This window comes from Burkholderia ubonensis, from assembly GCF_001718695.1.
Classification (GTDB): Bacteria; Pseudomonadota; Gammaproteobacteria; order Burkholderiales; family Burkholderiaceae; genus Burkholderia; species Burkholderia ubonensis_B.
Genome location: NZ_CP013421.1, coordinates 436,246 through 460,171, shown reverse-complemented (window position 1 = coordinate 460,171; position 23,926 = coordinate 436,246). Strand labels below are relative to the sequence as shown.

Annotated in this window: 19 protein-coding genes; 14 read left to right on the top strand and 5 right to left on the bottom strand. The window is 68.5% G+C overall.

From position 1 onward, the window contains the following. The first annotated feature begins 91 nt into the window (after positions 1-91). Complete coding sequence (locus tag WJ35_RS16925; RefSeq protein ID WP_045579777.1) at positions 92-1,657, top strand: methyl-accepting chemotaxis protein; 1,566 nt, start codon at positions 92-94, stop codon at positions 1,655-1,657. Between the two features lie 341 nt (positions 1,658-1,998). Continuing rightward, on the top strand, positions 1,999-3,012 hold the full coding sequence (locus WJ35_RS16920) for a hypothetical protein (RefSeq protein ID WP_045579776.1): 1,014 nt from the start codon (positions 1,999-2,001) through the stop codon (positions 3,010-3,012). 446 nt (positions 3,013-3,458) lie between these two features. Here WJ35_RS16920 and WJ35_RS16915 read toward each other — a convergent pair whose 3' ends face one another. Further along, positions 3,459-4,313, bottom strand: a complete 855-nt coding sequence (locus WJ35_RS16915; protein WP_069239552.1) for a LysR family transcriptional regulator — start codon at positions 4,311-4,313, stop codon at positions 3,459-3,461. Positions 4,314-4,482: 169 nt separating this feature from the next. Between WJ35_RS16915 and WJ35_RS16910 the strand changes: the two genes are divergently transcribed. The 11 genes from WJ35_RS16910 to WJ35_RS16865 all read left to right on the top strand — a co-directional run bounded on the left by WJ35_RS16910 (position 4,483) and on the right by WJ35_RS16865 (position 16,198). Then, a complete protein-coding gene (locus tag WJ35_RS16910) occupies positions 4,483-4,797 on the top strand; it encodes an EthD family reductase (RefSeq protein ID WP_011880337.1) in 315 nt (104 codons plus the stop codon). 57 nt (positions 4,798-4,854) lie between these two features. Continuing rightward, a complete protein-coding gene (locus WJ35_RS16905) occupies positions 4,855-5,553 on the top strand; it encodes an alpha/beta fold hydrolase (protein ID WP_196773734.1) in 699 nt (232 codons plus the stop codon). Positions 5,554-5,565: 12 nt separating this feature from the next. Next, positions 5,566-5,868 (top strand): hypothetical protein, encoded by a 303-nt coding sequence (locus tag WJ35_RS32220; RefSeq protein ID WP_196480568.1) that lies wholly within the window; start codon positions 5,566-5,568, stop codon positions 5,866-5,868. After that, positions 5,865-6,758 carry an NAD(P)-dependent oxidoreductase gene (locus WJ35_RS16900; protein ID WP_230459712.1) on the top strand — a complete coding sequence of 298 codons (894 nt, stop codon included), beginning with the start codon at positions 5,865-5,867 and terminating at the stop codon, positions 6,756-6,758. The genes WJ35_RS32220 and WJ35_RS16900 overlap by 4 nt, the downstream gene beginning before the upstream one ends. A 304-nt stretch (positions 6,759-7,062) precedes the next feature. Next, positions 7,063-7,974 (top strand): LysR family transcriptional regulator, encoded by a 912-nt coding sequence (locus WJ35_RS16895; RefSeq protein WP_011880333.1) that lies wholly within the window; start codon positions 7,063-7,065, stop codon positions 7,972-7,974. A gap of 334 nt (positions 7,975-8,308) precedes the next feature. Then, positions 8,309-10,057 (top strand): D-lactate dehydrogenase, encoded by a 1,749-nt coding sequence (dld, locus tag WJ35_RS16890; RefSeq protein ID WP_069239550.1) that lies wholly within the window; start codon positions 8,309-8,311, stop codon positions 10,055-10,057. Positions 10,058-10,113: 56 nt separating this feature from the next. Then, on the top strand, positions 10,114-10,857 hold the full coding sequence (locus WJ35_RS16885) for a (Fe-S)-binding protein (protein ID WP_011880331.1): 744 nt from the start codon (positions 10,114-10,116) through the stop codon (positions 10,855-10,857). Continuing rightward, a complete protein-coding gene (locus WJ35_RS16880) occupies positions 10,854-12,227 on the top strand; it encodes a lactate utilization protein B (protein ID WP_006481909.1) in 1,374 nt (457 codons plus the stop codon). The genes WJ35_RS16885 and WJ35_RS16880 overlap by 4 nt, the downstream gene beginning before the upstream one ends. After that, on the top strand, positions 12,224-12,823 hold the full coding sequence (locus WJ35_RS16875) for a LutC/YkgG family protein (protein ID WP_006481910.1): 600 nt from the start codon (positions 12,224-12,226) through the stop codon (positions 12,821-12,823). The genes WJ35_RS16880 and WJ35_RS16875 overlap by 4 nt, the downstream gene beginning before the upstream one ends. A gap of 16 nt (positions 12,824-12,839) precedes the next feature. Further along, positions 12,840-15,029: an FUSC family protein gene (locus WJ35_RS16870; RefSeq protein ID WP_011880330.1), complete on the top strand. Its 2,190-nt coding sequence runs from the start codon at positions 12,840-12,842 to the stop codon at positions 15,027-15,029. Further along, positions 15,026-16,198, top strand: coding sequence for a porin (locus WJ35_RS16865; protein WP_011880329.1), 1,173 nt, complete (start codon positions 15,026-15,028; stop codon positions 16,196-16,198). Before WJ35_RS16870 ends, WJ35_RS16865 begins: the two co-directional genes overlap by 4 nt. Before the next feature lie 81 nt (positions 16,199-16,279). Here the strand turns inward: WJ35_RS16865 and WJ35_RS16860 are convergent, their stop codons facing one another. Genes WJ35_RS16860 through WJ35_RS16850 form a run of 3 tightly spaced genes read right to left on the bottom strand, consistent with a single transcriptional unit; the run spans position 16,280 to position 21,873 of the window. Beyond that, positions 16,280-18,730 carry a flavin-containing monooxygenase gene (locus WJ35_RS16860; RefSeq protein WP_069239549.1) on the bottom strand — a complete coding sequence of 817 codons (2,451 nt, stop codon included), beginning with the start codon at positions 18,728-18,730 and terminating at the stop codon, positions 16,280-16,282. Beyond that, the gene (locus WJ35_RS16855) at positions 18,717-20,426 is read right to left on the bottom strand and encodes a GMC family oxidoreductase (RefSeq protein WP_069239548.1); all 1,710 of its coding nucleotides are present in this window, start codon (positions 20,424-20,426) and stop codon (positions 18,717-18,719) included. The genes WJ35_RS16860 and WJ35_RS16855 overlap by 14 nt, the downstream gene beginning before the upstream one ends. A gap of 25 nt (positions 20,427-20,451) precedes the next feature. After that, positions 20,452-21,873: a coniferyl aldehyde dehydrogenase gene (locus WJ35_RS16850; RefSeq protein ID WP_011880326.1), complete on the bottom strand. Its 1,422-nt coding sequence runs from the start codon at positions 21,871-21,873 to the stop codon at positions 20,452-20,454. 142 nt (positions 21,874-22,015) lie between these two features. Here WJ35_RS16850 and WJ35_RS16845 point away from each other — a divergent pair, with 142 nt between their 5' ends. After that, entirely contained in the window at positions 22,016-23,050 is a 1,035-nt protein-coding gene (locus WJ35_RS16845; RefSeq protein ID WP_043292675.1) for an AraC family transcriptional regulator, read from the top strand. Between the two features lie 317 nt (positions 23,051-23,367). Here the strand turns inward: WJ35_RS16845 and WJ35_RS16840 are convergent, their stop codons facing one another. After that, on the bottom strand, positions 23,368-23,634 hold the full coding sequence (locus tag WJ35_RS16840; RefSeq protein ID WP_045579769.1) for a XapX domain-containing protein: 267 nt from the start codon (positions 23,632-23,634) through the stop codon (positions 23,368-23,370). Positions 23,635-23,926 lie beyond the last annotated feature (292 nt).

The window sequence follows — 23,926 nt, the reverse complement described above, 5'->3', positions numbered from 1 at the left end:
TATCGAGGCATCGGTCCCGCACGTGCCGCTTCGATCGGCTTCACACGCATGCGCCGCATGCAACGGTTTCGTGCTCAACGTTCGCCTCTTCATGATCAGAAATTTAAGCATTCGCGTCCGGCTGGCGCTCGCAATGGGCTTTCTCGGGGTGTTGCTCGTCATCGGCGGCTTCATCGGCGTCATCGGCGTCGCGATCAGCAACGACGATGTGAAGACGCTCTATTCGGAACGGCTGGCGTCGTCGGAGGCGCTCGGGCAGGCCAACGTCGCGCTGTCGAGAACGCGTCTGTGGCTGTATCGCATCGCGCTCGATCCGGACAGCCCCGACGTCGCGCAAGAGAGCGCCACGGCCCGCGAGCTGCTCGCCGCGTCGAAGAAGGCATGGGACACCTATCGTGGGCTGCGGCTTTCCGGCCCTGAGGAAGCGCGTCGCGCAGCCGACGCGAATACGAAGTTCAACGCGCTCGTCGAGCACGGCCTCGAACCGATGTTCACCGCGATCGCCGCGCACGATCCGGCGAACATCCCGAACGTGTGGCGGCACATTCCGCCGTCGCTGTTCATCGACGCATCGGATTCGATGGATGCGCTCGGCCGGATCCAGATGAGCGCGTCGCGCGTGACGTTCGATGCCGCGCAGGCCCGCTTTCACTGGTTCGTCGGCTTCGCGATCGCGGGCATCGCGGTCGCGCTGGGCGCGGCGGCGTTCACGTGGTGGTCGCTGCAGAACGCGATCGGCGTGCCGCTGGCGCGTGCGCTCGGTCACTTCAGCGCAATCGCCGAGGGTGACCTGACGACGCGGATCGACGTCGAATCGTCAGATGAAATGGGCCAATTGATGAGCGGCCTGCAGACGATGCAGAGCAAGCTGCTGCAGACCATCCGGATCGTGCGCGAAGGCTCCCGGTCCATCGAGACGTCCGCGCATGAGATCACGGCCGGCAACCTGGACCTGTCGCAGCGCACGGAGGAGCAGGCCGCGTCGCTGGAAGAAACGGCTGCATCGATGGAGCAGCTCACGTCGACCGTGCGCCAGAACGCCGACAACGCGAAGCAGGCGAACGAGGTGGTGCACAACGCGGCAATGCTGACCGAAGAGGGCAATCAGGCGACGCAGGAAGTGGTCGGCACGATGCGCGGCTTGTCCGACGCGTCCGGCAAGATCGCTGAAATCACCTCGGTCATCGAAGGCATCGCATTCCAGACCAACATCCTGTCGCTGAACGCGGCCGTCGAAGCGGCGCGAGCCGGCGAGCAGGGCCGCGGATTCGCGGTCGTCGCGGGCGAGGTGCGCTCGCTCGCGCAGCGCAGCGCCACCGCGTCGCGCGAGATCAAGGAGTTGATCAACGATTCGCTGCGGCGCGTCGAGACGGGCGCGCGCCAGGTCGACCGTGCGACCGACCGGATGTCGGAGATCCTTGCGTCGGTGCAGCGCGTGCAGGTGTTGATGGGCGAGATCGCAGCTGCATCCGACGAGCAGTCGAAAGGCATCGAGCAGGTGAATCAGGCGGTGACGCAGATGGATCAGGTCACGCAGCAGAACGCGGCGCTGGTTCAGCAGGCGTCGTCGTCGGCGCTGTCGCTGAAGGAGCAGGCCGAGCAGCTCGCGGCGACCGTCTCGGTATTTCGGATCGGCTCGGCGCAGGGCGACGCCTGAGCGTTTGCCGGCGCGGCGCGGAACGTAGCGAGCCGCGGCCGTCGATCATTTCGTATGACCAAAGTCGAGCGCTTCGCGCGGCGCTAGGCAGTTCGCGATCCGGCGCGTTGACGCTGTGCGCCGAGTGCCCGGCAGGAAGGCCGGACGCCACGTTCGGCGACACGCGCCGATAGACCGCGCGGCCCTCACTATCACCACTACCGCGCCTGCGTTCATCGCAGGCGCGCTGCTATTCGCGCTCCTACGTGCATCTCCGGGCTGGTCCTCACGGCCCGGCGCCACCTATAATCGCCAGCGACTTGTCCACGAAACCGCGGTGCCCAACGTGAGGGGGTGTCGAAATGGGACGATATCGTCGCGTCTGCTTGCGCTTCGTTGTCACGAGTTCGATCGCCGGTTTCGCATTGCTGGCGTCTCCACTGCATGCACGGGCCGCCGACGGCGCGCCGGACTTGCCTGCCGCCCCCAAGCCAGCTGACCGGACGATCGACGTCTACGCGGTGTATGGCGACGGCCGCGCGACCGAGGGCGGCGATATGCACTGGCGCGCCTACGAAGTCGGTTTCGGCGACGTGTTGAACGACTACCTGTCGGTCTATGTCGCGTACCTGAACGAAGGGCATCCGCTCGACCATCACCGCGACGGCTTCGCGGCGCTCGGCTCGTTTCGGTGGCCACTCGCCAATCGGTGGGTGCTCGAACTGTCGGCGGGGCCGTACTTCAGCATGGACACCACGCACGTCGACAACGAGGCGCGCAACGACAAGCGATGGGGCGTGCGCGCGTCGGCGGCGATGCGCTATTACGTCGTTGCCGATCGCTTCTTCGTCAAGGTGCAATACAACCACGTGCAGATGCTCGGCGGCTTCAATTCCGACGCGCTGCTGTTCGGCATCGGCTCCGACTTCGGCGGCCAGTTGCATCCGGCGGTATCCGACGGCAAGACGCAGGTCGCGGTATGGGCAGGCACGTCGCAGACAAACCGTCCGCAAGTGCCGATGGAAAAGGGCTACATGGTCGAAGTCCGCCGGCCGTTCGGCACGGCGTGGGCCTATTCGGCGAGCTTCGTCTACGAAGGCAACAATGGCGTCGCGGGCCGGCGCGGCGTGGCCGCGCAATTCTGGTACGTCGCGCCGGTCGGCAGCAAATGGACGCTGTCGGCCGGCGTCGGCCCGTATCTGTCACGCGATCGCGACGAAGCGTCGAGCCAGACGCGGCTCAATGCGTTGCTCAGCGCGCAGGTAAGTTATCAGGTGGCCGAGGATTGGGCGGCGAGCCTGCGCTTCAACCGTGTCGCGACCCGCAATGACAAGGACCAGGACATGTTCATGGTCGGCGTGGCGCACAAGTTCTGAGGCTCGGCGCGCGTGCGTCCGCAGCACGTCGGCCGATGTCGCAAGGGCATCGGTGAATGGGTTCGGGGTGCTATTGGGGAGATTGCGGGAGGCGTGGACGGTGGATATTCGCGTTCTTGACGTCGGCCGTGGCGCTGCGGATGTGGTCGTGAGCAAGGCGACGCGCACCCGTACCGGTTGAATGCTTTACCGATCGCCGTTCCGTGGATTGGTCCAGAACAGGACGACGATTGCGCGGCACAACAAACCAAACTAATGGGTGATTGAGTCAGGCATGAAGCGTCGTTCTATACGCGTCGAAGCCGACACGTAAAGGACCGCCGCGCTGCGGATAGGTGGGTGCCGTCGCGTCCGTTTGGCCGCGAATGTTTAGTGGTATGCGGTGAATTATCGGGCTCGACGTCAGATTGCCGCGTGAGCCTTTCACGGCTGCCGGTCGTTGCGATTCATTCGCTCCCAATATGCTTGACCGCGAGATCGACGAACGCGCGCAAGCGATGCAGCCGCCTGAGATCGCGGTGGTAGCCCATCCAGATATCGCGTTGCGGCGGCTCGTCGCGTAACTCGAGCCTGCGAATGGTCGCGAGCTGATCGCCGACCGGCCGCGGCAATACGGCAATGCCCAAACCGCGGCCGCACATCTGGGCCTGGACATTCCGGTTATTCGATTGCAATACCACGCCCGCGTTCGGAAAGCGCGCTTTCAGCCAGTCGATGTCGGGGAAGCTGCCGGTCGACGTATCCATCGCGATCAGGCGGTGGCCGGCGCCGTCGCCTTCGACCGGATCGGCATGCGCGGCCGCCACGTAGACACCGTAGCGCATCCGCGTCAGCCGGCGCTGCACGATGTCCTGCCCGGTGAATGGAACGATCCGGAACGCGACGTCCGCTTCACGCTGGGCGAGATTGAACAGGCGCGTGCCGGTCAGCACGTCGATTTCAACCAGCGGATAGTCGCGCGAATACTCGGCGATCACGGGCGGCAACACGTACGCGCCGAACCAGTCGGACGACGATATCTTCAGCGTGCCTTCGAGCTTCTGCTGCTCGCCGGTCAGCCGGCGCTCCATCGTCAGCGCGCTTTCTTCCATCTGCTCGGCGAGCGGCAGGATGGCGACGCCTTCCTCTGTTAGAACGAAGCCATCCGCGGTTCGCTGAAACAGCACTTGCCCCATCGACGCCTCCAGCGCGCGCAGGCGCCGCCCGATCGTCGGGTGACTCAGCGCCAGCGCGCGTGCCGCCGCGCCCAGCGTGCCCGTACGCGCAATCGCGAGGAAGATCCGCACGTCGCTCCACTCCATATCGATGTACCCACAAAAGTGAACGGATGCTGTTCATTATATTGAATTGCCGTACGAAACTGAATTTGACAGACTGCGATCCACCGCATGTCGTCGCGATCGATTGCGGCTTCGGCCGGGCCGCCGCACGTCGGGCGGCGGGCACTAACCACGCAGAACGGAGCGCGTCATGTCATGCAGCACCACCGCCACGGTGTATGTCACCTACGACGGCACGCCGGCCCAGCGCTTCCACCGGCGCTACTACGTTGAACGTCATCTGCCGCTCGTGATGCACGCATGGCGGCGCTACGGTCTCGAGCGTGCGACCGCTTTCTTTCCGGCGCCGACGCATGTCGGCACGCTGGCGATCTGCGAATGCATTTTTCGCGACGATGCTGCGATCGACGCCGCGTTCGGCTCGCCGGAGGCCGCGCTGGTCATGGCCGACGTTGCGGCCTTTACCGACATTGCACCGACGCGCCTGCGCGTAGCGCGGCGCTGACCGGCTGACTGCGCGACGCGCGCGCGAGCGGCGGACATCAACGACAGGAACACGACCATGTCCTTCTGGAAACATGCAGCCCCGCGCACCGTACGACGCGGCCATCTGTGGATTGCCGGCGACCGCATCGAACGAGGCGGGCAGACCGACCAATGCGGGCCGCTCTTCGTCGAATGGGAGACGCCGGTCGAGGTGACTTGCCCGTGGCCGATCGTGCTGCTGCATGGCGGCGGCTTTCAAGGCACCGAATGGTTCGACACGCCGGACGGCCGGCCCGGCTGGGCGCAGCGTCTCGTGGAAGCTGGCTATGCCGTGCTCGTCGCCGACCGCCCCGGACACGGACGCTCGCCGTTCCACGTCGACACGATGGGACCGATGGGGCCGCCGTTCTCGTACGAACACGGCCGCTACATCTACTTCCCGCGCGAATACGAAGACCGGCACACGCAATGGCCGTTTGCCGCGGACAACGAAGCGGCAATGGACGCTTTCATCGCTGGATACGGCCCGCTTCCCGCTGACCTCGCGTTCTCGCAGGACATGGAGGCCGACCGGATCGCGAAGCTGCTCGACCGCGTCGGGCCGGCGATCCTGCTGACGCACTCGGCGTCGGGGCCGGTCGGCTGGCTGGTTGCCGATCGCCGGCCCGGCCTGGTGAAAGCGATTGTCGCCGTCGAGCCGATGGGGCCGCCGTTTGCGGAGATTCCGAACATCGGGACGCTGACCTGGGGGCTCGCCGCGGCGCCGCTCGGCTGAGAGCCGCCCGTCGTGTCGCCCGACGCGCTGCGCGCGGCTGCGCCCGGTACGCACCGGCTGCCGGCGCTGGCCGGCTTGCCGATCGTCGCCGTCACGGCCGAGGCTTCCGCGTTCGCCGCGGCCAGTGCGCCAGCCGTCGCGCAACTCAACGCCGCCGGCAGCCGGGCTGAAGTGCTGCATCTGCCCGACCATCGGGTGTTCGGCAACGGTCACGGGCTCATCTACGAGAAGAACTCCGATGAGGCGCTGGCGCCGGTGTTGAGCTGGCTCGTCGAACATACCGAGGCAGCCGAGCCGCTGCACAGCACCTCGTGAACGCGCGCTTGAGCAAGGAGAGTCGAATGGAAATCGGCATCATCGGGATGGGTTCCATGGGGCGCGAGATGGCCCGCAATCTGGTCGCCGCCGGCCATGCGGTGACGGCGTGGAATCGGTCGGGCGGCGCCGTCGACGGCGTGCGCATGGTCGACGCGCCGGTGCATGCGCTGCAGGCCGACATCGCGTTGACGATGCTGTCCGACGACGCGGCGATCCGCGCCGTGCTGCTCGACGCGAAGCTGTTGCAGCAGGCGCGGCCGGGCCTCGTGCATGTGGTCGCATCGACAATTTCGGTCGCGTTCGCGCACGAGCTCGTCGCGCTTCATCGCTCGGCGGGCGTCGCTTATGTGGCTGCGCCGGTGCTCGGGCGACCCGACATCGCGGCGAAGGGCGAACTGAACGTGCTGGCCGCAGGCGCCCCGGCGGCGCTCGCGCGCGTCATGCCGGCGCTCGACGCCATCGGCAAGCAGGTATGGGACATGGGCGAAGCGCCGCCCGCCGCTTATGCCGCGAAACTCGCGTGCAACATGATGATCACGATGGCGATCGAAGCGATGGCCGAAGCGGTCGTGCTCACCGAGGCGAACGGGCTTTCTCGCACGCGGTTCTTCGAGTTGATCCTCGGCACGCTGTTCGGCAGCCGTCCGTATCGGACCTATTCGCGCAATATCGTCGAGAACGCGTATCGGCCCGGCTTCAAGGCGTCGCTCGGATTGAAGGATCTGCGCCTCGCGGGCGACGCCGCCGCGCAGGCGGGTCGCACGTTGCCGATGCTCGCGGTGGTGCGGGATCGAATGGCGGAAGCCGTCGAGGTGGGCATGGGCGATTGCGATTGGTCGGTGTTTGCGGGGTTGACGGTCGAGGCGGGTGGGTTTCGGGTGGGGTGAGCGGGTGGCGGCGAAGTGGGGCGAGGCTGTCCGCACGTGCCGCGCCTCGCGACGACGAACACGGCATCGAAACATGCGTGCCACCGCGGACGACGACTCGCACAGCGTCGGCTCCTTGCGCGGTGGTCTCGCCGCCACCGAATCGACCGCATTGGTCACGCGATCTCGCGCCGGTCCAGATAGCGAATTCTGTTGGAGGGCCCCCATACCCCGCCAAAACCCACCCCCCGCCCGCCCGAGTTAAAATCGCCCCCCAAGCCTTCCTCCGGCCCCGAGCCCCACGCTTTTCCGACCCGACACCCGCATGGAATTCCGTCAGCTACGCTACTTCCTCGCGGTGGCCGAGTATCTGCATTTCACCGAGGCCGCCGAGTTTCTCGGCATCGCGCAGCCGCCGCTGAGTCAGCAGATCCTGAAGCTCGAGCGCGAGATCGGCACACGCCTGTTCATCCGCCATCCGCGGCGCGTCGAACTGACCGACGCCGGCCGCCTGTTCCGCGAGCGCGCGAAGCACATCGTCGAAGAAGCCGAGCTCGCGCTCGCCGAAGCGCAGAACGCCGGGCGCGGCCTGAGCGGCCGGCTCGTGCTGGGCTTTGCCGGCTCGATCGTGTTCCATCCATTCGTCGCGTCGCTGATGCAACGCTTCCGGCGCGACTATCCGGACGTCCTGATCCACTGCGAAGAGAGCAACAGCCCGGCGCTGATCGACAAGGTGCTCGAGGCGCGCGTCGATGCCGCGCTGGTGCGCCTGCCGCTCGATTGCCGCGGCCTGGCCGTGCAGCCGCTGGTCGAAGAGCGCTTTCTGGCCGTGCTGCCGTCCGGCCACCGCCACGGCGCGGAGCCGGTGCTCGCGCTGCACGCGCTGTCCGACGACCCGCTGGTGTTGTTCCCGCGCGCGATCGGCCCCGCGTTGTACGACGCGATCGTCGGCGCGTGCTGGGCAGCCGGCTTCACGCCGACCGTCGAAATGGAGTCGCCGCAGATCCCCGCGTCGGTGAACCTCGTCGCGGCCGGCTTCGGCGTGACGCTGATCCCCGAGTCGGTGCGCCAGGCGCCGACGGATCGCGTCACCTACCACGGCTTGCAGGGCGAGCCGCTGCGCTCGCCGATCGTGCTCGTTCACCGCCCGCGCGAAAAATCGCCGGTGATTCAGAATCTCGTGCGCGCCGTCCGCACGCTCGCGCGCGAAACGGCCGACAGCGCCGCGACGCCGTGAAAGCCATAAGCGCCGGCGCCCACGGGCGCCGCTAGCGGCGTCGGCCCGTCGGATTCGACGCGGCACGCCGCGCGGAAGCCGCAATCCGCAGGCAAACCGCTCGCAAACCACCCGCATTCCACCCGCATTCCACCCCGCACCACGCCCCAATCGCCGCCGCTGCGCGGTCTGCACGCTCGCTCGCCGCGCGAGCGATATGCATTTCGTCTTGAAATCGCGTCCACGCGATATTGGACTTCACCGCCCCGCACGCCTAGCCTTACGGCATTCCGATCGGACGCCGCTGCGGCGCCGTTCAATCCCTCTTCCGCGCTCGGCCAACAGGAGAATTCACGTGTCAACCGTATCAGGCGAATCGTCTTCGCCGCTTGCGCCGCCCACCGGGCGGCATGAGGCGTTCATCCGTTCGCTGACGGAAATCGTCGGCCAGCAGGACGTGCTGACGAACGAGCGGGACACGCGGCGCTACCGGACCGGCTTCCGGTTCGGCGAAGGCCGGACGCTCGCGGTGGTGCGGCCCGGCACGCTGCTCCAGCAATGGAAGGTGCTGCAGGCCTGCGTGGCCGCGAACGTGATCGTGATCTGCCAGGCGTCGAACACGGGCCTCACCGGCGGCTCGACGCCCGACGGCGACGACTACGACCGCGACATCGTGATCGTCAGCACCGCGCGGATCCGCAAGGTGCACGTCATCAAAAGCGGCAAGCAGGTGATCTGCCTGCCGGGCGCGACGCTCGATCAGCTCGAGCAGACGCTGAAACCGCTCGGACGCGAGCCGCACTCGGTGATCGGCTCGTCGTGCATCGGCGCGTCGGTGATCGGTGGCGTCTGCAACAACTCCGGCGGCGCGCTGGTGCAGCGCGGCCCGGCTTATACGGAGATGGCGGTGTTCGCCCAGGTCGGTGCGGACGGGCGCCTGAAGCTCGTGAACCATCTCGACGTGCGCCTGGGCGCGGTGCCGGAGGAAATCCTCGCGCGCCTCGACAACGGCGACTTCTCGGAGCGCGACATCGTCGACGGCGATGCGTCCGGTTCCGATCACCACTACGCCGAGCACGTGCGCGACGTCGATGCCGACACGCCCGCGCGCTACAACGCCGATCCGCTGCGGCTGCACGAAGCATCGGGCTCGGCCGGCAAGGTGATGGTGTTCGCGGTGCGCCTCGACACGTTTCCGATCGAAGCCGGTGCGAAGGTGTTCTACATCGGCACCAACGACATCGACGAGCTGACCGACATCCGCCGCCACGCGCTCACGCAGTTCAAGCGCCTGCCGATCGCGGGCGAATACCTGCACCGCGACGCGTTCGACATCGCGCAGAAGTACGGCAAGGACACGTTCCTGATGATCCGCCACTTCGGCACGAAGCGCATGCCGATGCTGTTCGGCTTCAAGAGCAAATGCGACGCGTGGTTCGACCGGCTCGGCTTCCTGCCGCGGCATCTGAGCGATCGCGTGATGCAGGCCGTCAGCAACCTGTTTCCGAATCACCTGCCGCCGCGCATTCGCGACTACGGCAAGCGCTACGAACATCATCTGATGCTGAAGGTATCGGCCGATACCGCGGAGGAAGCGCGCAGCTTCCTGACGTCGTTCTTCGCGAAGCGCACGGGCGCGTTCTTCGAATGCACGCCGGCGGAAGGCGACAAGGCGTTCCTGCACCGGTTCGCGGCGGCCGGCGCGGCGATCCGCTACCGCAACGTGCATACCCGCGACGTGGAGGACATCGTCGCGCTCGACATCGCGCTTCGCCGCAACGATCGCGACTGGTTCGAGACGCTGCCGCCCGACATCGACGCGCCGATCGCGATCAAGCTGTATTACGGCCACTTCCTGTGCCACGTGTTCCACCAGGACTACATCGTCAAGAAGGGCAACGACTGCCTCGCGCTCGAACACGCGATGTGGAAGCTGCTCGACGCGCGCCGCGCCGAATATCCGGCCGAGCACAACGTCGGGCACCTGTACCACGCGAAGCCGGCGCTCAAGGCGTTCTACGAAGGGCTCGACCCGTGCAACTGCTTCAACCCGGGGATCGGCCAGACGTCGAAGTTCGCGAAGTACCGCGAAGCGCACGACTGATCCGCCGCGGCCGCGCCGTACCCCGAACCAGCAAACCGTTTTCAGGAGCCGCTGCATTGAAAGTAGCCTTGTTCATCCCGTGCTTCATCGACGCGTTCTTTCCCGACGTGGGCGTCGCGACGCTCGAACTGCTCGAGCGCCTCGGCTGCGAGGTCGACTATCCGCTCGACCAGACCTGCTGCGGGCAGCCGATGGGAAACAGCGGCTGTGAAAAGCAGGCCGCGGCCACCGAGAACCTGTTCGTGCGCAACTTCGCCGGCTACGACTACATCGTCGCGCCGAGCGGCAGCTGCGTGCATCACGTGCGCGACCATCTGAGCGCGGCCGATCAGACGCCCGACGCGCTCGCGGTCCGCGGCAACACCTACGAGCTGGTCGAGTTCATTCACGACGTGCTGCAGGTGCACGACTTTCCGTGGGCGGAATTTCCGCACAAGGTCGGCCTGCACAACAGCTGCGGCACGCTGCGCGGCCTGAAGACCGCCAGCATGTCCGAAATCGGCGGCCCGTTCTTCTCGAAGCCGCTGACGCTGCTCAAGGGCGTGAAGGGCATCGAGTTCATCGAGCCCGACCGTCCCGACGAATGCTGCGGCTTCGGCGGCACGTTCTGCGTCTCGGAGGAGCCGGTATCCGCGCGGATGGGCGCCGACAAGGTGCGCGATCATGCGCGCAACGGCGCCGAGTACGTCGTGTCGGCCGATTCGTCGTGCCTGATGCACCAGAAGGGCTGCTCGGAGCGCCTCGGACTCGGCCTGAAGTTCATCCACATCGCGAGCATCCTGAACGGAGCACGAGCATGAAACGCGTCGACCACGTCGGTTACTCGAAGAAGTTCATCGCCGACGAGAAACACGTCGAGTTCCACGACAAGCGCCTCTGGGGGCTGCGCACCGCGCGCGACGAGGCCGTGCATGCGATCCCCGAATGGGAAACGATGCGCGCGCTCGCGTCCGCGGTCAAAGAACACACGCTCACGCATCTGCCCGACTATCTCGAGCAGTTCGAGCGCAATGCGACCGCGAACGGCGTGGTCGTGCATTGGGCGAAGGACGCGGAAGAGCACAACCGGATCGTCTACGACATCCTGCAGGGCCGCAACGTGCGCACGCTGGTCAAGAGCAAGTCGATGCTGACCGAGGAGTGCGAGATGCGCCCGTACCTCGAGGCGCGCGGCATCGCGGTGGTCGAAACCGATCTCGGCGAGCGGATTCAGCAGCTCGACGACGAGATGCCGTCGCATATCGTCGTGCCGGCCGTACACAAACTCGCGACGGACGTGGCGCAGACCTTCGCGGCCTCGTTCGGCACCGATCCGGCCGAAAGCAGCATTCCGCGGCTGGCCGAGGCGCAGCGGCAGGCCACGCGCCCGCACTTCCTCGCCGCGGAAGCGGGCATGACCGGCTGCAACTTCGCGGTGGCGGAGACGGGCGGCATCACCGTCTGCACGAACGAAGGCAATGCCGACCTCAGCGCGAACCTGCCGCCGCTGCACATCGCGTCGATCGGCATCGAGAAGCTGATTCCGAAGCTCGAGCACCTCGGCCTCTTCATCCGCATGCTGTCGCGCAATGCGCTCGGCTCGCCGATCACGCAGTACACGTCGCATTTCCGCGGGCCGCGCGACGGCGGCGAAATGCACTTCGTGCTGGTCGACAACGGCCGCTCCGAACGGCTCGCGATGGACGACTTCTGGTATTCGCTGAAGTGCATCCGCTGCGGCGCGTGCATGAACACGTGCCCGGTCTACCGGCGCAGCAGCGGGCTGAGCTACGGCGGCGTCTACTCCGGTCCGATCGGCGCGATCATCAACCCGACCTACGACTTCAAGAAATACAGCTCGCTGCCGTTCGCGTCGACGATGAACGGCAGCTGCACCAACGTGTGCCCGGTCAAGATCAACATCCACGAGCAGATCTACAAGTGGCGGCAGATCATCGCCGAGCGGCACGCGCTGCCGTTCGTCAAGCGCGAAGCGATGACGGTCGCCGGCAAGGTGCTGTCCCGGCCGAAGCTCTATCGCGCGGCGATCAAGGGCGCCGCCGGCGCGATCTCGACGCTGCCGCGCGCGGTGCTGTACAACCCGCTCAACGAGTGGGGCAAGCAGCGCGAACTGCCGGAGCCGCCGGCCGAAACTTTCCGTGACTGGTATCTGAAGAGGAACAAGAAATGAGCAGCCGCGACCTGATCCTTTCCCGCCTGCGCGCGGCCGGCCGGACGCCGGCGCCGCTGCCGGCGGTGCCGTTGTTCGATCAGGATCTGCCGCCCGCGCTCGACGCGTTCAAGCAGGCGCTCGCGCGGGTCGGCGGCATCTGGTGCGAGCCGCCGGCGGACGGCGACCTCGACGCACTGCTCCGCGCGCGCTTTCCGGATGCGCGGGTGGTCTGTTCGGCGGTGCCCGAGGTGGCCGGCACGCGGCGCATCGAAGCCGTCGAGCGGCCGCACGAGCTGAACGACGTCGACGTCGGGATCGTGCGCCCGGCGTTCGCGGTCGCGGAAACCGGCTCGCTCTATCTGAGCGAGCGCGAGTATCGCGTGAACGCGCTCGGCTACCTGTCGCAACATCTGGTCGCGCTGCTCGACCCGGCGCAGATCGTCGGCAACCTGCATCACGCGTATCACCGCCCCGAGTTCTTCGCGGCGCGCTACGCGTGCCTGATGAGCGGGCCGTCCGCAACCGCCGACATCGAAGGCGTGCTGATCCGCGGTGCGCAGGGCATCCGGTCGCTGACCGTGATTCCGGTCCCGCTCGCAGGCGACGCACGTTGAGCGCGCAGGATCGACGATGGGTCTAGTCTCAACCGCTCGCGACCGATTGCGGCGCTTCGTCAATCTCGGCGGACACTACCTGCCGCTCGCCGAAGCGCTGCGCGGCGGGCTGATCTGTGTCGTGCCGGCCGTCGCCGCGGCGCGGCTGCATATGCCGATGCTGTGCTGGTCCGCGATCGCCGCGTTCTGGACCTGCCTCGCCGACGAGTCCGAGCGCCCGGCCGCCGGCCGCCTCGCCACCGGCCTGTCGTTCGGGATGCTGGGCGGCCTGGCGTCCGCCAGCGCGATCGCGACGCATGCGCTGCCGCCGCTGTCGATCGTCATCGTCGGGGCCGTCGCGTATCTGGGCGCGTCGGCGCGCAAGTGGGGCGGCGCGGCCGGCACGCGCGGCATTCTGACCGCGACCGCATGCGCCGTCTCTGCGTGTTTTCCGGTTCATGGCGGCGCGTCGGCCGTGCAGTACGCGCTGTTCTACTTCGGCGGCAGCGTCTGGGCGACGCTGGCCGGCATCGTCCTGTGGCAGACCGACGGCAGCGCACGCGCGCGGATGGCGACGATGGCGTTCCTGCATGCGATGGCGAACTTCGTCGAACGGCTCGCACGGGCCGCGAACGGCGATTCCGCCTCGCTCGAGCGCGGCCGCGCGGCATTGCGCGCGCGCCTCGACGCGATGATCGCCGTGTCGATGCACCCGCGCGGCGGTCTTCCGCCGCTGTCCGCCAAGTGGCGCGCCGATGCGGAACGCGCGATGGCGTTGCTCGCCGGCCTCGAGTCGCACATCGCCGCGGCCGGCGTCGGCGAACGGCGCGAAGCCGCCGCGCTGCTCGCGCCGGTGCTCGCGCAACTGGCGCGGCTCGTGGAAGCGTGTCCGCGCGCCGTTGGCCGCGACGGCGCGGCCGCCGACGCGGCGCAGTCGCTCGCGAACGACCTCGCCGAACTCCGCGCGACGCTCGCGGGGCGCGTCGCCGAGTTTCGTGTTGCGCATCGCGACGACGCGGGGCTGACGTGGTTGCGCGCGTGCGAAACGCTGATCGCGCGATACGCGGCAGTGCTGCTTCATCCGGCGGTGGAGTCGCCTTCTACCGCGACCGTTCCTGCGGCGCTCACCGCGCCGGCACCGGGCAAGCCCGCGCGCGGCGCGGGCCGGCTCGCCGCGCTGCGCCGCGAGATCGTCGCGCCGAATCCGTTTCATCGATATGCGTCGCGTCTTGCCGTGGCCGCGATGATCGCCGTCGCGCTCGCGCGCATCTCGGGCGTGCAGCAGGGATACTGGCTCGCGCTGACGACGATGTTCATCATGCAGCCGACGCTGTCGCAGACGGTGAAGCTGTCCGGGCTGCGCATCGGCGGCACGCTGCTCGGCGCGGTGCTCGCATCGGCCGTGTCGCTGCTGGTTCACGATCCGTTGCTGCTGGCGCTCGCGGTGCTGCCGCTCGCCACCGGCACGCTCGCGACGCGCAGCGTGAGCTACGTGTCGTACATCCTGTTCCTGACGTCGCATTTCATTCTGGTCGCGCATCTCGGGACGCCGATCGGGCCGTCATGGATGCTGGCCGCGCTGCGGGTCGGCAACAGTTTTGCCGGGGTGCTGGTCGGCGTGCTCATCAGCCTGCTCGCATGGCCCGACCGCGAGCATCACCGGATCGGCGAGGTGGCCGATCTCGCGATGGCGGCCACCGCGACCTACCTGCGCGCGGTCGGCGACGACGCGCCCGCGCCCGCGCGCGCGCGCCGCGAATCGCTGACCGTGCTGCGCCGCCAGGCGTGCGTTGCGATCGACCGGCTCGATGCGACCATCGCGGCAACGCGCTTCGAGTCGATTGCGTCCGACCCGCGCACCGCGAGCGCAACCGTCGCGATGCAGCAGATGAAGGCGCTGGTCGGCGCGCTCGCGCCGGTCGAGTATCTCGACGATACGCTCGACGCCCTGGACCGGGCGACGATTGCCGCCGCCGCGCGCGACGCCGCGCGCCTGATCGCCGACGCCGCGCCGGCGCCCGCGCCCGCGCACGCGACGCGGCCGGAAAGCCCGCGCGACGGCGATCGCGCGTCGGGCCACGCGCGCGAAATTCAGCGGGAAGTGGCCGAGCGTGCGTGGATCGTCCATGCGCTGCGTTCGCGCATCTCGGCCGTGCAGCGCGCGCCGTTGCGCCGCGCGGAAGCGGCGTCCGGCAAGCCGTCGAGCGCATCGCGGCAGCGCGTATGAACCCACGGATTCGAGCCGCCGTGCGTGGCTGCATCGTCGCGCTGTTCATTCCGGCCGTCGCGCGTGCGCAGGGCACGGTCGCGATTTCCGGCCTGATCGACGGCGGGATCGCGTTCGTCGACGACATCGGCAGCCACCGCGGCGACGCGCACGCGTTCCAGGCGAAATCCGGCGACGCCAACGTGAGCCGCTTGACGCTCTCCGGCAACGAGCCGCTCGGCGCCGATCTGAACGCGTTGTTTCTGCTCGCGACGGGGTTTGCGGTCACCAGCGGCGCGCTCGGGCAGCAAGGGCGGCTGTTCGGCTTCCAGTCTTACGTGGGGCTCGCGTCCGGCCGGTACGGCACGGTGACGGTCGGCCGCCAGTTCGATTCGACGCTGCAACTGGTCCAGCCGTTTGCATTGGCCGGCACGCCGTTCGGCGGCGTCGCGTTCGCGCATCCGTTCGACAACGACAATCTCGCGAACTACACGCGCACCAACAACTCGGTGAAGTACACGAGCCCGCTGCTCGGCGGCTTCCGGTTCGGCGCGACGTATGGATTTTCGAACGAGGCCGGCGGCTTCGGCAACAACCGCGGCTACGCGTTCGCGGCCACCTACGAGCACGGGCCGTTTTCGGCCGGCGCGAGCTACCTCGCATTCGACCGCGAAGGCAATCTGCCGCCCGCCAATGCCGATGGCGCGGAGCCGGCCGGCGCGCCGTTCAACGCGGCGCGGCAGCGCACCGTCAGCGCGGCGGCCGCTTACACGTGGGACCGGCTGCGGGTGTCCGCGATCGCGACGCGCACGCGGCTCGATGCGGTCACGTCGATCAACAACGTCGCCGATGCGCCGATCGTGCTGCACGGCGCGAACATCACGTTCCACAACGCGGAGATCAACGCGCGCTACGCGCTGACGCGCAAATGGACCGTCGCGGCGGACTACGTGTTCACCGTCGCGTCGTTCGACGGTGCGGCGGGCGCGGCGCGGCCGCGATGGCAGCAAGCCGGCGTCATCGCGATCGATGCGCTGTCGCCGCGCACCGACGTTTATACGGAAGCGCTGTTCCAGCATGCGAACGGACTGGCCGGAACGGGCATTGCCGGCGCGCAGATCTCGAATTTCTCGCGCGCATCCGGCGCGAATCAACTGGTGATGGCGGTCGGGATCCGGCATCGGTTTTGACGCGCATGCGGGCGCGGGGGGCGTGCTCTGGTAGCCGCGTACGACCGCCAGGCTCGTCAAGCATCGCCGCAGCAAGCAACACTACACCGGCGCGGCAACGCGCTGCGCGGCGAATCCGGCCAGCGTCCGCAACGCGTCGCGCGCCGATTGCAGATAGAACGCCTGCAGATGAAACACATGCCAGCGCGCGGCATGAATCTCGAGCCGGCACGGCACGCCGCATGCGCGCGCATGCGCGACGAGCCGCTGGGCGTCCGACAGCAGCACCTCCTGATCGCCGACCTGCACCAGCATCGGCGGCAGCCCGCGCAGGTCGGCGTCGAGCGGGCCACGCGACGCGCCGGCGCCCGCGCCGTGATACCAGCGCAGCCCCTGTTCGAGCCAGCCGCGGCGGATCATCGGATCGTCGTGGCGGCGCGAGGCGAGCGTGGCGCCGCCGAGCGCCGCGTCGGTCACGGGCGAGATCAGCAGCAGCGCGGCCGCGGCCGGCTCGCCGCGCTCGCGCAGCGCCATGGCGAGCGCCAGTGCGAGCGCGCCGCCGGCCGAATCGCCGGCGATCACGATGCGGTGCGGCGCGTGGCCCTGCGCGCGCAACGCCTCGTACGCGGCCAGCGCGTCGTCGACGGCCGCCGGGCTCGGATGCTCGGGCGCGAGCCGGTAGTCGGGCGCCCACACCGGCAGCCCGGCTTCGGCCGCGAGGCGCGTCGTCACGCTGCGATGCGTACGCGGGCTGCCGACGCAGAAGGCGCCGCCATGCAGGTAGAGGATCACGCCGCCGGCGTCGCCACGTTTCGGCGCGATCACTTCGACCGGCACGCCGGCGGCAGCCGTCCGGTAGCGCAGCGTGCCGCCCGCGCCGGGCATCAGCGGCGACAGCATCGCGACGACGCGGCGCTGCACGCGCGCGCCGAACGGCGGCCCGATCAGCGGCCGGAACGCAGCGCGCAGGAAACCGCGCAACGACGCTGCGGCCAGCGCTTCCACGCGCCCGGCAGGCGGCGCGACGACGACCGCCTGTGTCGGCGCGGTGTCGCCGGCCAGCGGTCGCGAGAAGCGATACGCGGACAGGCCGGTGAAGCGCGTGATCCAGCGGTAGCTGAGCGTGAAGCCGGGCCAGTTCGTGCTGTTGTGGCCCGACGCGTCGACGTACCAGCTCTTGCAGCCGCTCCACACCGAGCCTTCGAGCCGTTGTTGCACGTGCGCGTTGTAGCGGCGGTAGCGGCGCGGGTCGACGTCGATCGCGCTCGCGCCGTCGCGCTGCATCGCGCGGAGGCAGCGCATCACGTGCGCGATCTGGCTTTCGAGCATGTAGACGATCGAGTTGTGGCCGAGGTTCGTGTTCGGGCCGTACAGCATGAAGAAGTTCGGAAAGCCCGGCACGGTGACGCCCAGATACGCCTGCGCGCCGCGCCGCCACGCGTCGTTCAGGTCGAGCCCGTCGCGACCGGTGATGCGCATCGGCGACAGGAATTCGGTCGCGGCAAAACCGGTGCCGTAGACGATCGCATCGACTTGATGGTGAACGCCGTCGTCGGTCTCGATGCCCGTTTCGGTCACGCGGCGGATGCCCCGCGTGACGAGCTCGACGTTGTCGCGTCCGAGCGCGGCGAGGTAGTCGCTCGACAGCAGGATCCGCTTGCAGCCGATCGGATAGTCGGGCGTGAGCTTGCTGCGCAGCGCAGGGTCGCGCACGTCGCGTGCGAGCAGCTTCCGGAACGGCCGGCCGACCGCGAAGTCCATCAGCCCGTGCAGCCGCGTGAAGGCGATCGCGCGCGATTCGTAACGCAGGTAGATCGACGCGCGATGCAGCTTCATCGCCCCCGGCAAGCGGCGAAACAGCGTGCGTTCCCAGCGGCGATACGGTCGATCCGGGCGCGGCAGCACGTAGGCCGGCGAACGCTGGAACACGAGCAGCCGCGCGACGTCGCCGGCGATCGCCGGCACGAACTGGATCGCCGATGCGCCGGTGCCCACTACCGCCACGCGCTTGCCCGCGAGCGGATAGTCGCGATCCCATTGCGCGGAGTGGAACGCGCGGCCGCGGAACGTATCGATGCCGGGCAGTTTGGGCAGCGCCGGCCGGCTCAACTGGCCGGTGCCGCTGATCAGCACGGCGGCGCTGAGCGTCGTGCCGTCGGCGAGCGCGACGCGCCACAACGCACCGGCTTCGTCATAGCGTGCGTGCTCGACCTCGGCGCCGAAGCGCAGATGGCGTGCCAGCCCGTACTTGCGCGCGCAATGCTGCAGGTACGCATGAATCTCCGGTTGCGGTGCGAACACGCGCGACCAGTTCGCGTTCGGCTCGAACGAGAACGAGTACAGATGCGAAGGCACGTCGCATGCGGCGCCGGGGTAGCGGTTGTCGCGCCACACGCCGCCGACGTCGTGCGAACGCTCGACGATCACGAAGTCGTGTATGCCGGCGCGTTGCAGCGCGACAGCCATGCCGATGCCGGCGAAGCCGGCGCCGATGACGATGGCCGCGAGCGGTGCGCTCGCTTCGGCGGGACGTGACGTTTCAGGCGACGACATGACGGTTTTCCTCCGGGTGGTGGGCCGCGTCCGAGGTGCAGGACGGGCACGATGGGGCGGCGGTTTCGGATGCGGTGTCGATGGACGGCCGCGCGGGCACGCGGCGCACGCCGCGGATCAGGTCGACCGCCTTCTCGGCGATCATGATCGTCGGCGCATTGGTATTGCCACCGATCAGCGTCGGCATCACCGACGCATCGACGATTCGCAGCCCGTCGACGCCATGCACGCGCAGTTGCGGATCGACGACGGCGAGCGCGTCGCGTCCCATCCGGCAGGTGCCGACCGGGTGATAGACGGTATCGGTGCGGCGCCGCAATACGTCGCGGATCTCGTCGTCGGTGCTCACGTTGGCGGTGAACACGTCGCGCGTGGTCCAGTCGGCCAGCGCCGGCGCTTCCATCAAACGGCGCGTGAGCCGGAAGCCGGCGACCATGTCGTCGAGGTCGCGCGGATCGGCGAAGAACGCCGGATCGATGCGCGGCGCCGCGAGCGGATCGGCGCTGTGCAGCGTGACCGTGCCGCGGCTGCGCGGGCGCAGCAGGCACACGTGGGACGACAGCCCGTGGCCGGCATGGTGCCGGCGCGCATGATCGTCGACCAGCGCGACCACGAAGTGCAGCTGGATGTCGGGCGCGGCGAGGCCGGCGCGGGTCGTCAGGAAGCCGCCGCCTTCGGCGAAATTGGACGTCAGCATGCCGCGCCGCTCGCGCCGGAAGCGCGCGAATTCGCGCAGCAGGCGCAGCGCGCCGCGCGCGGACACGCCCATCGTGTCGACACCGCGGGTGCGGTAGCCGAGGACGAAGTCCGGATGGTCCTGCAGGTTGCGGCCGACGCCCGGCAGATCGACGCGCACCGGAATGCCGAGCCGCTGCAGTTCATCGGCCGGGCCGACGCCCGACAGCATCAGCAGTTGCGGCGTCTGCAGCGCGCCGGCCGCGAGCACGACCTCGCGCCGGGCCCGCAAGGTGCGCACCTCGCCGTGCTGCCGCACCTCGACGCCCGTTGTGCGCGTCCCGTCGAACAGGATGCGCAGCACCTGCGCGTGCGTCTCGACGCTCAGGTTGTCGCGGCGGCCGACGTGCGGCAGCAGATACGCGCGCGCCGCACTCCATCGCTCGCCGTGCTTCTGCGTGACCTGGTAGAGGCCGATGCCTTCCTGCTGCGCGCCGTTGAAGTCGTCGGTGAGCGGCAGCCCGGCCTGTCGCGCCGCTTCGAGATAGCGCGCATGGAACGGGTTGCCGGTACGCAGGTCGCTGACCCACAGCGGGCCGTCGCGGCCGTGAAACGCGTCGTCGAAGCGTTCGTTGTGTTCGCTGAGCCGGAAGTAAGGCAGCACGTCGTCGTAGGCCCAGCCTTCGTTGCCGAGCGCGGCCCAGCCGTCGTAGTCGACGCGATGGCCGCGCACGTACACCATCGCGTTGATCGCGGACGAGCCGCCGAGCGCCTTGCCGCGCGGCTGGTAGCCGATGCGTCCGCCGAGCCCAGACTGCGGCACGGTGTCGAACGCCCAGTTGTTCACGCGCGTCGGCAGCATCGCGACCGCGCCGGTCGGCACGTTGACGAGCGCGTCGTCGCCGCGGCCGCCGGCCTCCAGCACGCAGACGGTCACGGAAGGGTCCTCGGTCAGCCGTCCCGCGGCGACGCAGCCGCCCGAACCGCCGCCGACGACGATGTAGTCGAAAGTCCTGCTCATGGAATCGTCTCCCAGTGGTCGATGGTCACGCGAAGCGCGTCAGCACGCGCAGCAGCAGATCGAAGGTCTTGCCGTACGGCGGATGGAACAGCGCGGTGCCGCTGCGGCGCGCCTGATGGAACACGGGCTTGTGGTGGCTGAACGTATCGAAGCCCCATTTGCCGTGATAGGCGCCGATGCCGCTCGCGCCGACGCCGCCGAACGGCTGGTGCTCCTGCGCGAGATGCCACAGGCAGTCGTTCACCGTGACGCCGCCCGACACCGTCTCGCGCAGCACGCGATCGCGCCGCGCGGCGTCGCGGCCGAACCAGTACAGCGCGAGCGGGCGCGGGCCGCGGTTCACGCGGTCGATCGCATCGTCGAGATCCGCGTATTCGACGATCGGCAGCACCGGGCCGAAGATCTCCTCGCGCATCACGCGCATCGTGTCGCGCGCGTCCAGCACGAGGGTCGGCGCGAACTTGCGCGAGCCGGCAGCGAAGCGTTCGCCTGCCGGGTTCACTTCGCGCACGCGTGCGCCGCCGGCGCGCGCGTCGTCGACGAGCGCCGCGAGGCGGTCGCGAGGCGTGGCGGCGATGATCGACGTGTAGTCGGGATTGGCGGCGAGCGTCGGGTAGTGATGCGCGATCGCGTCCGCCACGCGTGCCGCGACGGTCTCGGCGGTGCCGGCCGGCACCAGCAGATAGTCGGGCGCGATGCAGGTCTGGCCGGCGTTGAGCAGCTTGCCGAACGCGATGCGCGCGGCCGCGTGCGCCAGATCGCACGACGGGTCGACGATCGCCGGCGACTTGCCGCCCAGTTCCAGCGTGACCGGCGTCAGGTTCGCGGCCGCGGCCTGCGCGACGTCGCGCCCGACCGCGGTCGAGCCGGTGAAGAACAGATGGTCGAACGGCAGGCGCGCGAACGCCTTCGCGGTGTCGACGTCGCCGGTGACGACGGCGAGTTCGTCCACATCGAACGCGTCGGCGACGAGCGATTCGAGCAGGGCCGACAGCCGCGGCGTCAGGTCGGACGGCTTGACCAGCACGCGGTTGCCGGCGGCGAGCGCGGCGACCGCCGGCCCGAGCGCGAGCTGCAGCGGATAGTTCCACGGCGCCATCACGCCGACGACCCCGCGCGGTTGCGGCGCGATCCGGTTGTAGCCCGGCCGGAAATGCGCGGCGGTCGGCACGCGGCGCTCGCGCATCCACTGCCGCAGGTGCGCGCGCGCATGGCGCAGGCCGCTATGGACCACGAACAGTTCGGCGAGCCGCGTCTCGTGCGCGGAGCGTCCGCCGAAATCGGCGTCGATCGCCTGCACGAGCGCGGCTTCATGCGTATCGAGCAGCGCGCGCAGACGGTCGAGCCGCGACAGGCGGATCGCGAGCGGTGGCGCGGGATCGCGCGCATAGGCGGAGCGCTGGCGTTCGAAGCTGGCGGCGAGCTCGGGTGGGCGACTCGGTCGCATGGTGTCTCCTCCGGGGTGTTGGCGTCGTTCGGGCGACGACTGATGACGCCGATGGTGCGGGCCGCATGGGAAAACACCAATGCTGGTTCGGGACAATTGTTTTAGTATTTGGGCCAAATCGGCGCTTCGAGGGTTTCTCCGCATGAGCTTCTGGGACTTCACCCGGAGTCCGGCCAGCGCACGGCTGCTGGTCGATTTCGGCGACGAACGGGGCGTGCCGCATGCAAGGCTGCTGGCCGGCACGGGCCTCGCTGACGCGCAGCTCGACGATCCCAACGCCGAGGTGACGGCCGCGCAGGAACTGCGGCTGACCGGCAACCTGGTGCGCGCGCTCGGGCGTGCGCCGGGCCTGGGGTTCGAGGCCGGGCAGCGCTATCACTTCTCCGCGTACGGCGTGTGGGGCTATGGGCTGATCGCGAGCGCGACCGCGCGCGACGCGCTGGCGCTCGCGATGCGCTTCCTGCCGCTCACGTATGCGTACACGGTGATCACGTACCGCGAGGAGCCGCATACGGGCGTGCTGAATTTCGGTGCGCCGGAGCTCGAGGCCGATCTGAGCCGTTTCCTCGTCGAGCGCGACATGGCGGCCGCTGCCGTGCTGCTGCAGGAAATCGGCGGCGGCGATTTCAGGTTGTCGCGCTTCACGATGCAGGCGGCGAGCGCGCCGAGTGGCGCCGCGCCGCGCATTGCCGGCATCGAACCGGTATTCGGCGCGCGGGCGAACAGCCTCGGGTTCGATCGCACGTTTCTGGACCGTCCATTGCCGCATGCGAATCCGCTGACCGTTTCGATGTGCGAGCAGATGTGCGCGCATCTGCTCGATGCGCGGCGTGCCCGGATCGGCACGGCGGAGATGGTGCGGCAGTATCTGACCGCGACGCCCGGCAACGTGCCGTTTTCGCTCGACGACATCGCACGGCTGATGAACACGAGCCCGCGCACGCTGAAGCGCCGGCTGCAGGAGGAGGGCACGACGTTCCGTACGCTGCTGGCCGAGGCCCGCGGCGCGATGGCCGAGGCGCTGCTCGGCGACGCGCATCTGCCGCTGACCGAAGTGGCCGAACGGCTCGGCTTCAGCGATTTATCGAGCTTTTCGCAGGCGTTCAAGCGCTGGTATGGGGTGCCGCCGGGGGCTTATCGGAGCGGGGTGCGGGGAGGCGGTGGGGCGGGGGGATGAGGGGGGGCGGCGTGCGCGGATTCGTCGATCGCTCGCCGACAGGTGGTTCGACGGTGGCGCCGGCGAATGCCCAGCGGTTGCGCTGCTGTTGGGATGGGCAAGCAGCCGGCTGCTTGCTTGGCGAGCTTGGCGCGCAGAACGTGACGTCGTGACGGTGTGCGCCGCGACACCGTCGAGGCGCGTCAATCGTCAATCGTCCGTTTCGTGCAAAAGCCGGCGGTCTCGGCTCAGAGCCGCATGCGGCAACGCTTCACGTCCAAATCCGACGGCCGTTTGCAGACCTCGCCGGGATCTCACGCAAGCCGGCTGTCCTGCCATCAATCGCGCTTCGCCCCAGCATCCGCCGCATGACCGCCCGGCAGCGCACCGAACATGTGCTGACTGCACTTCGCCTCGCGCCACGCGGTCCCGAGCCGAATGCCGCCGATCATCCGCCGCGCGACGGGAAGAATCTGTTCGCCCGCCAGAATGCCCAGCAAGCCGGCCAGCGCGATGGTAGGCGGCGCCGGAGACGGCACGCCGATCAGCGCGTAGACGACGCCGGCGAGAATACCGGCGAGAAGTGAAGCAGCGTACGGTTTCATGGCAATGGAACGTGACGGACAGCGTGTTGAAATGGCGATCGCGACCGGTTCGGCGGCGATCCGAAAGTCTCGAATCAGCCTATCAGGTCTTCGCGTTCGTCCCATGTGCTTTCATTGAAATTCAGATCTTTTAAGCCTGAATATCGCTGGTCGAGATAATCAGAACGATTAACTGGCGTAGTCGGCTGCTTGCCGCTGAAATGGTGCGCGTTGACTGTCGAACCGCTCGACACAACGCATCGGACGCCTCGCAGATTCGTCGGCGGGGCAAGCCTCACATTTCTCCGCGTCA